Annotated in this window: 9 protein-coding genes; 2 read left to right on the top strand and 7 right to left on the bottom strand. The window is 42.6% G+C overall.

Annotated features, from left to right (window positions below; genetic code table 11):
• The first annotated feature begins 1 nt into the window (after position 1).
• A complete protein-coding gene (locus HNW13_RS22050; protein WP_192116447.1) occupies positions 2-1,054 on the top strand; it encodes an HDOD domain-containing protein in 1,053 nt (350 codons plus the stop codon).
• 151 nt (positions 1,055-1,205) lie between these two features.
• Here the strand turns inward: HNW13_RS22050 and glyS are convergent, their stop codons facing one another.
• A complete protein-coding gene (gene glyS / locus HNW13_RS22045; protein WP_192116448.1) occupies positions 1,206-3,290 on the bottom strand; it encodes a glycine--tRNA ligase subunit beta in 2,085 nt (694 codons plus the stop codon).
• Between the two features lie 9 nt (positions 3,291-3,299).
• Entirely contained in the window at positions 3,300-4,205 is a 906-nt protein-coding gene (gene glyQ / locus HNW13_RS22040) for a glycine--tRNA ligase subunit alpha (RefSeq protein WP_011635499.1), read from the bottom strand.
• Between the two features lie 112 nt (positions 4,206-4,317).
• Between glyQ and HNW13_RS22035 the strand changes: the two genes are divergently transcribed.
• Positions 4,318-4,881 carry a DNA-3-methyladenine glycosylase I gene (locus HNW13_RS22035; protein WP_192116449.1) on the top strand — a complete coding sequence of 188 codons (564 nt, stop codon included), beginning with the start codon at positions 4,318-4,320 and terminating at the stop codon, positions 4,879-4,881.
• Between the two features lie 67 nt (positions 4,882-4,948).
• On the opposite strand, the gene HNW13_RS22030 is transcribed toward HNW13_RS22035, so the two are convergent.
• From HNW13_RS22030 to fadB, 5 genes are all read right to left on the bottom strand, one after another.
• The gene (locus HNW13_RS22030; RefSeq protein ID WP_192116450.1) at positions 4,949-8,131 is read right to left on the bottom strand and encodes an amidohydrolase family protein; all 3,183 of its coding nucleotides are present in this window, start codon (positions 8,129-8,131) and stop codon (positions 4,949-4,951) included.
• Between the two features lie 293 nt (positions 8,132-8,424).
• Entirely contained in the window at positions 8,425-8,868 is a 444-nt protein-coding gene (locus tag HNW13_RS22025) for an MOSC domain-containing protein (protein WP_192116451.1), read from the bottom strand.
• 3 nt (positions 8,869-8,871) lie between these two features.
• Complete coding sequence (tusA, locus tag HNW13_RS22020) at positions 8,872-9,117, bottom strand: sulfurtransferase TusA (protein ID WP_011635503.1); 246 nt, start codon at positions 9,115-9,117, stop codon at positions 8,872-8,874.
• 247 nt (positions 9,118-9,364) lie between these two features.
• Positions 9,365-10,528, bottom strand: a complete 1,164-nt coding sequence (fadA, locus tag HNW13_RS22015) for an acetyl-CoA C-acyltransferase FadA (RefSeq protein ID WP_101087370.1) — start codon at positions 10,526-10,528, stop codon at positions 9,365-9,367.
• Between the two features lie 22 nt (positions 10,529-10,550).
• Positions 10,551-12,701 (bottom strand): fatty acid oxidation complex subunit alpha FadB, encoded by a 2,151-nt coding sequence (gene fadB / locus HNW13_RS22010; protein WP_192116452.1) that lies wholly within the window; start codon positions 12,699-12,701, stop codon positions 10,551-10,553.
• Between the last annotated feature and the right edge of the window lie 35 nt (positions 12,702-12,736).

Raw genomic sequence — 12,736 nt, 5'->3', positions numbered from 1 at the left:
AGTGGTTATTGGTTTCTTTAAAAAATTGTTTAATGTTCGAGACCGCAATGAACAGGCCAAATTCACTGGCATTAGCACTGCAGAGAAACGTCAGCAAACCAAATCCAAAGCACCAGTACCTGCAATAGAGGTTACGCAACATCAAGCTGTTGAATCACAGTTAGATCTGTCGGCTTTATTTTACAGTTTATTATTTGCAAACCAACAAACTACAACAACAGGAATAGCGAATAATTTAGAGCGAAGCGTGATGCACAATATTGAACTGGCATTAAGCTCACCTCAGTCGATTGCGGAAAATATATTAAAGCTGCCCAGCAAAATACTCGAGCTAGATAAAAAACTAGCCGACGACAGTATTGAAACCCAAGAACTAATACAACTTATTGAACAAGACCCTCTGTTGTGTGTTGAAGTACTTAAGTTATGTAATTCGCCTGCTTTTAAACGAGCTGATAATGATGTTAGCAGTATTCAACAAGCGCTAGTACAAGTGGGGCGACAACAATTAAGGCAATTTATTACCGCGAGCTTAGCCCGTGAGTTAATTGATATAAAGCCTATTTATTTTAGACGCTTTGGGGCTGAAATCTGGCGTCATTCTATGCAAGTTGCTTTTTTGGCCAGCGAGTTAGCGAGCCCCGAGCAACGAGACAGCGCTTTTTTAGTGGGCTTACTGCATGATGTAGGTAAAATTGCGATTTTTAAAATGCTGGTGGATGCTTTTTATCAAGCAGAACCTGGAGAGCAGCCTAATTCAATACTATTTAAGCAGGTGATGACCACAAAATCGTTGACCTTAAGTGCACTGTTAGCGCGCTGTTGGCAATTACCACTGCACTTTGAAACACCGTTAACGTTATTGGCCAATACCAATATTAAACCTACTGATGGCATGACACTGCTTATTTGGAAAGCCAATATTATTAGTGAGTGTTCAATGCTGCAGCAAGTCGACAAATTACCTCAACCAGCACTAGCCGTGTTGTTAGCTCAGGTTGAGTGTAGTGAAGAAGATTTTATCGTTTTGCATCAAAAGCTTATCCAGTTTTAAATTGATATCAATGCGGCTAAGGTGTCTGCCTTAACCTTTTATAGCCCCACGTTGTGGCTGATACTCTTAAGCCATAAAAAGTAAGTCATAAGAAGTAATCAATAAAAAAAGCGCCTTGCGGCGCTTTTATCTCAACTACAGCTAATTTACATTATTGCAGCAACGAAATGTCTGCAACGTGCAAGAACTGCTCACGAAGATTGGTTAATAACGCTAAACGGTTATTTTTCAATGCTTCATCATCTGCCATTACCATCACATCTTCAAAGAACTGATCGACGTTTTCGCGTAAGTCAGCCAATAGCGTTAATGCTTGTTGGTAATCGCCATCAGCAAACAGCGGGGCTAACTGTGGTTGTAATTGTACAAGCTTATCAGCTAGCGCTTTTTCTGCTGGTTCTGTTAATAGAGCTGAATTGATGGTTGCGGGTAATTCGCCTTCAACTTTAGCCAATATATTAGAAACACGTTTATTTGCCGCTGCTAGCGCTGTAGAAGCTTCTAAGCTACGGAAATGCGATACAGCTTTAACACGACTGTCAAAATCAGCAGGTTTGGTTGGACGACGAGCTAGTACAGCTAAAATAATGTCAACTTGAATGCCTTTATCTTGGTACCAAGCGCGGAAACGTGCGAGAAGAAACTCAAGTACATCTTCACTAGTATTAGTGTTAGTGATATTAGTCGCATGTAAAGCTTGTGCTTTAGCAATTAACTCTACCAAGTCCAATGGCAGTTTGTTTTCTACGATAACGCGCAAAATACCAATGGCTGCACGGCGAAGTGCAAATGGGTCAGCCGCACCTTTTGGTGCTTGGCCAATGCCAAAAATACCCACAAGCGTATCTAACTTTTCAGCTAAAGCAACCGCACATGAAACGCTGGCTGTTGGTACTGTATCACCCGAGAATTTAGGTTTGTACTGCTCTTCAAGTGCGATAGCAACAGCTTCTGTTTCGCCATCTAAGCGGGCGTAGTGCATGCCCATAGTGCCTTGAGTATCAGTAAATTCCATTACCATGTTGGTCATAAGGTCTGCTTTAGACAATAAACCGGCGCGACTAGCATCTACATTGTTGGTCTCAACACCGTTGTTGTTCATTTGCGTCGCAATGAAACCTGCAAGTTCCGAAATACGTTCAACACGCGCTTTCAATGTGCCTAATTGTTTTTGAAACACCACGGTTTCTAAGCTGGCAATACGAGATGCTAATGTTTGCTTTTTATCGGTGTTAAAGAAAAACTCCGCATCAGCAAGACGTGGGCGAACCACTTTTTCGTTGCCTGAAATAATCTGCTGCGGATCTTTAGATTCGATATTAGTAACAAAGATAAAGTTAGGCAATAATTTGCCGGCTTTATCAAATACTGGGAAGTATTTTTGATCACCTTTCATGGTGTAAACTAAGGCTTCTGAAGGCACATTTAAAAACTTTTCTTCAAAGCTAGCTGTTAACACTATTGGCCATTCAACCAGTGAAGCCACTTCTTCAAGTAGTCCATCTTGAATATCGGCAATACCACCTAATTTTGCTGCAGCTGCTTCAGCATCAGCTTTGATTAGCGATTTACGTAATTCATAATCTGCTAGGACTTTACCTTGCTCTTTTAGCGCGGCTAAATAATTGTCGGCATGATCTAACTCAAAGCTGGCTTTACCCATAAAGCGGTGGCCACGAATAATGCGGTCAGATTTAATACCAAGCAATTCACCTGCAACTAATTCGCTACCTAATAGCATTGTCACCGTGTGAACCGGGCGAATAAACTGAGTTTTGTTGTTACCCCAACGCATTGGTTTAGGGATCGGTAATTTATCTAGTGCGCGTTGTGCCATGTCAGCTATTAAGCTTTTAGTTTCAACGCCAACCACTTTAGCTTGATGGACTAACCATTCACCTTTATCGGTGACTAATCGCTCTGCTTGCTCAACCGTAATACCGTTACCACGAGCCCAGCCTTGTGCTGCTTTAGTTGGGTTACCGTCGGCATCAAATGCCGAGCTAATTGCGGGGCCGCGTTTTTCAACGACTTTATCAGCTTGTGCTAATGCAAGACCCAACACATTAATCGCTAAACGGCGAGGGGCGGCATACCAAACTGCAGACTCAAAAGGTAAATCAGCTTTAGTTAATTCATCTGTAAAGCTCGTTAAAAATGATTCAGCTAACGTGCGCAGCGCTTTTGGTGGTAATTCTTCGGTACCCACTTCAATGAGTAAGTTTTCAAAATTCATTCGTTACCTCTACTTACACATTGGGAAGCCAAGAGCTTCACGTGCTTGATAATAAGATTCTGCAACACCTTTTGCCATAGTACGAACGCGAAGGATATAACGCTGACGTTCAGTGACTGATATAGCATGGCGAGCATCAAGTAAGTTAAAAGCGTGTGATGCTTTCATTACTTGCTCGTAAGCAGGTAGTGGTAATGGCTTTTCTAGTGATAATAAGTGCATGCACATTTTTTCACATTGATCGAATAGGGTGAACATAAAATCGACATCGGCATGTTCGAAGTTATAGGTAGACTGTTCTACTTCGTTCTGATGGAAAATGTCACCATAAGTGACACGACCAAGTGGTCCGTCAGTCCAAACAAGATCGTATACGCTATCCACTTCTTGAATGTACATGGCTAAACGCTCAAGCCCATAAGTGATTTCACCTGTAACAGGGCTACATTCAATTCCGCCAACTTGTTGGAAGTAGGTGAACTGAGTCACTTCCATACCATTAAGCCAAATTTCCCAGCCTAAACCCCAAGCACCTAATGTTGGCGACTCCCAGTTATCTTCAACAAAACGAATGTCATGTACTTTGGTGTCGATGCCAAGCGCTTCAAGTGAGCCCAAATATAGCTCTTGAATGTTATCTGGAGATGGCTTTAGCACTACTTGAAATTGGTAGTAATGTTGCAGGCGGTTTGGGTTTTCACCATAACGTCCATCAGTAGGACGGCGAGACGGTTGCACGTATGCACTGCTCATTGGCTCTGGGCCTAATGAACGTAAGAACGTCTGCGGGTGGAAAGTACCAGCGCCAACTTCCATATCTAGAGGTTGAACAATTGCGCAACCTTGCTGCGCCCAATATTCCTGAAGGGTTAGGATGAAACCCTGAAATGTCTTTACGTCGTGTTTCGTCGTCATGTCTACTACTGTCAGGCTATTAATAGAAAATGTTAATGATTATACCTTGTAGAGCAAGGCAGATGTAGGTTATTTTTTAACGTACTACTAAAAACGTTAATGGAACCATACCATGCAAGTTAACCGATGTGGCTGGGTAAGTGAAGACCCTTTATATCAGCATTACCACGATACAGTATGGGGACGTCCTGAGTTTGATGCCAAACAGCTTTTTGCTAAGCTTTGTCTTGATGGTCAACAAGCTGGATTATCTTGGATTACGATTCTTAAAAAGCAACAAAACTACCAACAACTGTTTGCTAATTTTGAGCCGAGTATTATTGCTCAGTACGATCAAGCTAAAGTGGAAGCGTTAATGCTTGAACCAGGTATTGTACGTAATCGTCTTAAAATAAACTCGATCATCAGAAATGCTAAAGCTTATTTAGCATTTGTGGAGCAGGGTGATGATTTCTCTAAGTTTTTATGGAGTTTTGTCGGCGGTGAACCGAGAGCAAACAACTTCAGTTCATCAAGCCAAGTTCCTGCACAAACACCAGAATCTGAAGCTATGTCTAAAGCATTAAAAAAGCTTGGTTTTAACTTTGTTGGCCCAACAATTTGTTATGCCTTTATGCAAGCGGTAGGTATGGTGAATGACCACACGACTGACTGTCATTGTTACGGCCAGTATTGATTTTGATATTTATATAAAAAAAGGGTGTTCCACGTGGAACACCCTTTTTATTGGATTAATTTAATCGTTAGATTTTTTCAAAGAAAAAAGGCTTACGTTTATGTTTATCACCATTGAGTTGATTCATGGTTTCTGAATTAAAGAGCTTACCATTAACCATAGTGTAAGTGACTTTATCCGTCGTTCTGATATCGGCTAATGGATCGCCATCAATCACTATTAAGTCTGCCAATTTCCCTACTTTAATAGAACCTAGTTGATGGTCCATACCAAAGGTTGTCGCCGGATTGATTGTCGCGGTTTTTAATACTTCCATATTACTCATGCCGCCTTGAGCAAACATCCACATTTCCCAATGTGCAGCTAATCCTTCTCGTTGACCATGAGCACCAATATTAGGTTTAACGCCGATGTTGTTTAACTCATTGGCTACGCGGGCAACATTAAAGTGGTTGTAATGTTCATCTGGCGCGGTAGTGCGGCGCATTGAACGGGCATCAAGAATATCATGCGGGACATACATGCTTAGACGAGGGTGAGCCCAAACGTCAGTTTTGTCATACCAGTAATGCTCACCAGAAATACCACCATAAGCGACAACTAAGGTCGGTGTGTAGTGTACTTCGGTTTGGCTCCAGAATTGTTTGATGTCATTGTATATAGACGCTGCTGGCAACGAATGTTCTACCGTGGTGTGGCCATCCGCTATCATCGATAAATTGTGTTGCAGCAAACTGCCACCTTCAGGTACTACCATCATTTCGAGCTCTCGTGCAGCAGCAATAATTTGCTGGCGTTGATCCCGGCGTGGTTGGTTGTAACTCTTAACACTAAATGCACCGACTTTTTTAAGGCGCTCTAAGTGGAACTTTGCGTCATCAAGTGAATCTACATGCGAGGTATAGCCTGGTAAGTTGGCTCCGTATAAAATAGTCCCCGTTGAGAAAATACGAGGGCCAACAATATTGCCTGCTTTTTGTTGTTCAGAAGCAGCAAAAATTTCGGTAGTGTCATTCGATGGGTCGTGAATAGCCGTTACCCCAAGTGACAGCCCTGAATATAAGGCCCAGTTTTGTTGTGGAATAATTTCATCATCCGCTTGTCCGCCGTGGGCGTGAGCATCAAATAAGCCCGGCATAATGGTTTTACCACTAATATCGATAATCTGGGCATTTTTTGGGATCAACGTGTTGGCATCACCGACAGTGACAATTTTATTGTCTTTAACGATAACAACACCATTATCTATCACCTGATCATTTTCCATGGTGATCACTTTACCGCCAGTAAACACTACTGTTCCACGTGGAACATCGGCTTTATCTTTAAAGCCAATAGAGGTTATTTTAGGATCGACCTTGGTTTCTGCTTTTACATATTGAGTGTCTACATCGGCTTGATATAAATCAGGGCCCAATGTCCAATACAGTTGGTTATTTTTACCGTTCCAGCTAATGCTTTCACCTGCACGAGCACTCAGTTGAGTAATGGGTAAGTTGGTTGCTTTAGGCCCAATCGCAATGGTTTCACCGTGTTTAGCAAAAGGAGTAACGTACACTCTAAAACGCTCAGCAAAAGCCAAGTGCTCACCGTTTGGTGATAAACGAAACTCGGTAGCATGGTCGCTAGTGTAATGGGTACGCTTTTCAAAACCGTTCATGCCGATTGATGCAAACTCTGGGGTCTCACCTGAATCCATAAAGTAAACTCGGTCTGAGTCGTCACCGAATTGTGGCTGATGGCCACTGGCGGTTAGTTTAGTGCTTTGCTTTCCTTTGATATCGACTTTATATAAACCCGGTTCTTGTGACCAAGTTCGTGGTGTCATGTAACCGCCGCGAGCCTTTCGATAAACAACATATTCACCATCAGGCGAAAAGGTTGGCTCGACATATTTGCCAGGCTCGTTGGTCAACACCTTGGCTTTACCACCTCTGGCGCTAACCACACTGACGGTGCCTTGCTGTTGGTCGTTCCAAGTGGTGAATACGATGTCTTTACCGTCACGTGACCACTGTGGAAACAGCTCATTGATGTCATCATCTAAACGGGTCAATCGTTTATGTTTTCCGTCTTTAATATCACGAATCCAAATTTTACCTAAGGCTTCAAATACCACTTTTTCGCCGTCAGGTGACACTTGTGCCATACGCAGCATTTTTACATCAAATTCATCTTGATCTAAGTTTTGAGTAAAGCGGACCGATGGCTGAATATCTCTTTGAGATTTAACACTGAATGGAATGTCAGATATTTTTTTACTGTCGACATCAAGTTTATTAATTTTACCTTTAGCCCAAAATACGATGTGCTTATTGTCTTTGGTCCAAGACATTGTTGGATACACGCCATGAATTGCCCATGTTTCTTGCATATCACGATCGAGTTTGTCATACAGCTTAGTTTCTTCACCAGACTTTAAATCCAGTGAATATAGTGTCGATTGGAATCCATCGCGTTTGATGTAAGCAAGCGTTTTGCCATCAGGGCTTGGTGTTGGGCGGATAGCACCACCAGTTCCTTCAATTAATACTTCGATATCTCCCGTTTGGGTATCATAGCGCTTAATTTTATAAATACCTTTGACCGAATCTTTTGAGTAATGAAAGGTCTTGCCTGGGGTCGCATCTTGGCTAAAGTAGATATAGCGTCCATCTGGCGAGTAGGCCGGTTCACCCAAATCTTTTTGTTCGTTAGGGCGCTCTGTTAGTTTAACGCCTTCGCCACCAGCAACGTGAAACATCCACACTTCACCCGCTCCGAGGCTGCGGGTGCCGGTAAAATGTTTACGTGCTACTAGGTATTGTGAATCAGGACTCCAGGCCGGGCTGTTGAGTAAACGAAATGTTTCAGTAGTGATAGCGTGTGGATTTGTACCATCGGCATTCATTATCCAGACATTGTCGCCACCATCTTCATCAGAGGTGAAAGCTATATACTTACCGTCAGGGCTATATACTGGCTGCATTTGCCAAGCAATACCTTGTGCCAGTGGTTTGGCTTCGCCTCCTGCTATCGGTATTTGATAAATATCACCTAATAAATCAAATACAATGTGTTCACCATCTGGCGATACATTGACGTTCATCCATGTGCCTTCGGTTACATTGATATCAATTTTACTTAATGGCGCATTTTCTGGAGCATTTACGTGCCATTTTACTTTGTCATCTTCGGCATAAGCAAAGCTAGATATACCTAGAGTAAGTGCCATTGCGGTGTAAAGTGGAGTGAGTTTTTGAGTCAACATAGAGTAGATTATCCGTTGTCGTTTTTATTTTCAGTGGATTTAATCAAGCCCAATACCCGTTTAGGAAATGTCATTTTGCATGATTAGATGACCTAAAGAGTATTTGGCTTTACTGCGTTTGTCGGTTTGAATAGTTCCTTTATCGCATAAATTACCGATAAGGTGTACAACAAATCTGTATCAATTAATGACAGACGTTAACACATATGTCTGTTATCGATTAATAGACAATGAGTGCTATAGCGTTAGATTTTATTATGAAAGGCTTAAACGAAAATGATTTATCGGTTTTACTAATCTATTTTTACTGAGTCATCTAGTTGTATTAATCCAGTTTGAATCACGCGGCAGGTGACTCCGCCACGCCAGTCGGGCGTTAGTGCTTGTTCTAGACCTGAGTAAGCTTGCTGCATTTTTTTACATGGATCGGTTTCACCTGTGATTTGTAGTTTAAGCTCAGTACCTATGGTGATCGTTTTACCGACATCTGCTGCGCTAAATTCATAGCCGCTGATCAATAAATTAGCTCTTCGAGTTAACCAGTCTAAATCGGCATTAATTTGTTGGCAGGCTGTGTGCCACTGCTGTTTAGACATGACGGTTACTTGACGTTTTCCTGGTCTGCCAAAAATATCGTTTTCGACGCCTCGCTCTAAGGTCACATTGGCACAAAAGGCTGACTTCATTATGCCGCGTTTTGCTGTTTTATACGCGATGGCTTCCAATGTGATGGTCATTCATTACAGTCCTTTTTTGAGTAAATAGTGGTAAGGAGTCTTGCTGATATCACTGGCAATTAACGTGTGATCCATAAATTCACAAAAACTTGGAATATCACGAGTGGTGGCAGGATCATCTGCAATGACTAATAAGGTTTCACCTTCTGCCATTTTGCGTACTGTTTTTCTAATCATCATTACAGGTTCTGGGCATCGAAGACCAAGAGCATCGAGTTGGTGTTGTGCTTGGGTATAAATATCGTTCATGAAATGCTGTCTATGTTTACCTATCGAATTAGCGCTAATGTTACTCTTGTCATTTAAGCTTGCCAAGTTTGCTTGGTTTTAAAGTTATATTGAGTTTTTTTATTATTTTTTAATTTTCATAAAACATGTTTCACGTGGAACATTAGCCAAAGTAGGAAAATTTTAAAATAAAAAAAACGAGCCAATTTGGCTCGTTTTTACAACTCACTTGATACAACTGAAAAGTATCAGCTTGGTATGAGAACGATTAAACGCGTTCGAATACAGTTGCGATACCTTGACCTAAACCGATACACATAGTGGCAAGACCAAGCGTTGCATCTTTTTCTTCCATCAAGTTGATCAGTGTTGTCGAGATACGTGCGCCAGAACAACCTAGTGGGTGACCCAATGCAATTGCACCACCGTTAAGGTTAATCTTTTCATCGACAACATCTTGTAAGCCAAGATCTTTAACACAAGGTAATGATTGTGCCGCGAACGCTTCGTTTAATTCGATAAGGTCTAAATCGGCAACAGATAAGCCAGCGCGTGCTAATGCTTTTTTGGTTGCTGGTACTGGACCATAACCCATAATTGCAGGATCACAACCGGCAACGGCCATTGAACGAATACGTGCGCGGATGGTTAAACCTAAAGCGCGAGCTTTAGATTCTTCCATCACCAACATTGCAGAAGCACCGTCTGATAATGCAGATGATGTACCGGCAGTCACAGTACCGTTAACTGGGTCGAATGCTGGACGTAAACCGGCAAGTGACTCTAGTGTTGTTTCTGGACGGATAACTTCGTCAGTCATCACTTTGATCAGTGCGCCATTTACATCGTGGCCTTCAATGCCCCAAATCTCTTTGGCAAAACGACCTTCGATAGTTGCTGCATGTGCACGTTGATGAGAACGTACCGCAAATGCATCTTGTTGTTCGCGAGTAATACCGTGCATTTTACCTAACATTTCAGCGGTTAAGCCCATCATGCCAGATGCTTTAGCTACGCGGTTTGCCAAGCCAGGGTGAAAATCAACCCCGTGGTTCATTGGTACGTGACCCATGTGCTCAACACCACCAATAATAAAGGTGTCGCCTTGGCCAGTCATAATGGCACGAGCCGCTTGATGAAGGGCGTCCATTGACGAACCACATAAACGGTTTACCGTTACTGCGCCAGCCGATTTAGGAATGCCAGCTAACAATGATGCATTACGGGCAATGTTAAAACCTTGCTCTAGTGTTTGCTGCACACAACCCCAAATCACATCTTCAATGTCGTTAGGGTCTAATTGTGGATTGCGCAACATCAGTGCTTTCATTAATTCTGCAGACAATGTTTCTGCACGTACATTTCTAAATACCCCTGCCTTAGAACGGCCCATTGGGGTACGAATGCAGTCTACGATAACAGCTTGTTTCATGATTTAATTCCTTTCCCACTAATTAGGCTTGGTAGTAACTACCGTTGTTGGCTGCAAGTGCACGCATTGCATCAGTAACTTGATATAAGCCACCAAGATGTGCGTATTTGTCTGCTAGGGCAACAAAGTTTGCTACGCCCATGGTGTCTAAGTAACGGAATACACCGCCACGGAATGGAGGGAAACCAATACCGTAAACTAGACCCATGTCGCCTTCAGCAGGTGATGCAATAATGCCTTCTTCTAAACAACGAACCGTTTCGATGATCATCGGGATCATACAGCGAGCGATGATGTCATCAGACTCGAATGCCTTTAATTCACCAAACTCAGCGCTTAATAATTCATAGCTAGTTGGATCAATGTCTTTTTTCGGCTTACCAAGACGGTCAACTGAATAGGCATAGAATCCTTTAGTGTTCTTCTGACCTAGACGCTTGTTTTCAAACATAATGTCGATAGCGTCTTTGCCATTTTTACCCATGCGGTCTGGGAAACCTTCAGCCATTACTGCTTGAGCGTGATGACCGGTATCTAAACCGACTACGTCAAGTAAGTATGCAGGGCCCATTGGCCAACCGAACTGCTTTTCCATGACTTTATCGACAGCGGCAAAGTCAGCACCTTCAGCAAGTAGACCACTAAAGCCAGCAAAGTATGGAAACAATACACGGTTAACAAAGAAGCCTGGGCAATCATTCACTACGATTGGGGTTTTACCCATTTTACTGGCGTAAGCCACTACCGTTGCGATGGTTTCTTCAGAGCTGTGCTCACCACGGATAATTTCAACTAATGGCATTTTGTGCACAGGGTTAAAGAAGTGCATACCGCAGAAACGTTCAGGTTTCTTAAGGCTTCTAGCCAGTAAGTTGATTGAGATAGTCGAGGTATTTGATGCAATAATGGCATCTTCTGATACGTAACCTTCTACTTCAGCTAGTACAGTGGCCTTAACTTTTGGATGTTCAACAACCGCTTCTACAACGATGTCGCTATTTTTGATAGCGGCATAATCTAGAGAAGGGGTGATGTTGTTTAATATTTTAGCCATTTTTTCTGGCGTAGAGCGACCGCGCGCAACTTGTGTTGTCAGAATTTTAGCCGCTTCGTTCAAGCCTAACTCTAATGCTGGCTGAGCGATGTCTTTCATTACAATTGGTGTGCCTTTGCTGGCGCTTTGGTAAGCAATGCCGCCGCCCATAATACCTGCACCCAATACTGCTGCTTGGTTAACATCTTTAGCGAGTTTACCGGCTTTCTTTGCTTTACCTTTAACGAACTGGTCATTTAAGAAAATACCAATTAGCGCTTGTGCGACATCTGTTTTAGCTAATTTAATGAAAGCCTGTGCTTCTACTTTTAATGCGCCATCACGATCCAAACCAGCTGCTTGTTCAACAACATTCACAGCGGCCATTGGCGCTGGATAATGCTTGCCTGCAACTGAGAACACCATCCCTTTTGCGGTTGCAAAAGACATCATGGCTTCAAGTTTTGGTAACTGTAATGGTGATTGCTTTTTGGTGCGACGAGCTTGCCAATCAAGATTACCATTAAGGGCATCATGTAACATTTGAATCGCAGCAGCTTCTAGGTTTTCTGGTGCAACAACGGCATCAATAGCGCCTACTTTTAACGCATCTTCTGGGCGTTGGTCTTTAGCTGTGGTGATCCACTCAAGTGCATTATCTGCACCGATTACTCGAGGTAAACGCACAGTGCCACCAAAACCAGGAATAAGACCTAATTTGGTTTCTGGTAAACCGATGCGAGCATTGGTATCAGCAACGCGTAAGTCAGTCGCTAAAATGGTTTCGCAACCACCGCCTAACGCAAAACCGTTAATCGCTGATGCTGTCGGAAACGGTAAGTCTTCTAGCTTATTGAATACTGCGTTGGCTTGTTCAACCCAAGCTAGCAACGTGGCATCGTCTTGCTGAAATAGCGTTAAGAATTCGGTAATGTCTGCGCCAACAATAAAGGTGCTTTTTGCTGATGTCAGCAGCAAGGCTTTAATATTGGTATTTTGTTTGATGCTGTCTAGGGCGGCATCAAGAGAGGCTATTGTTTCTCTGTCGAATTTATTTACCGAACCTTGTGCGTTAAAACACAGTTTGGCAATATTATCTTCAAGTAACTCAACCTGAATGGTAGGGCTTTGGTAGATCATTGCTTGCTTCCTTATTGCTTAAAAGCGACTTCCAC

Source organism: Shewanella sp. BF02_Schw (genome assembly GCF_014596695.2).
Taxonomy (GTDB): Bacteria; Pseudomonadota; Gammaproteobacteria; order Enterobacterales; family Shewanellaceae; genus Shewanella.
The sequence above is the reverse complement of the archived record's forward strand: the minus strand, read 5'-3'. Positions and strand labels throughout refer to the sequence as shown.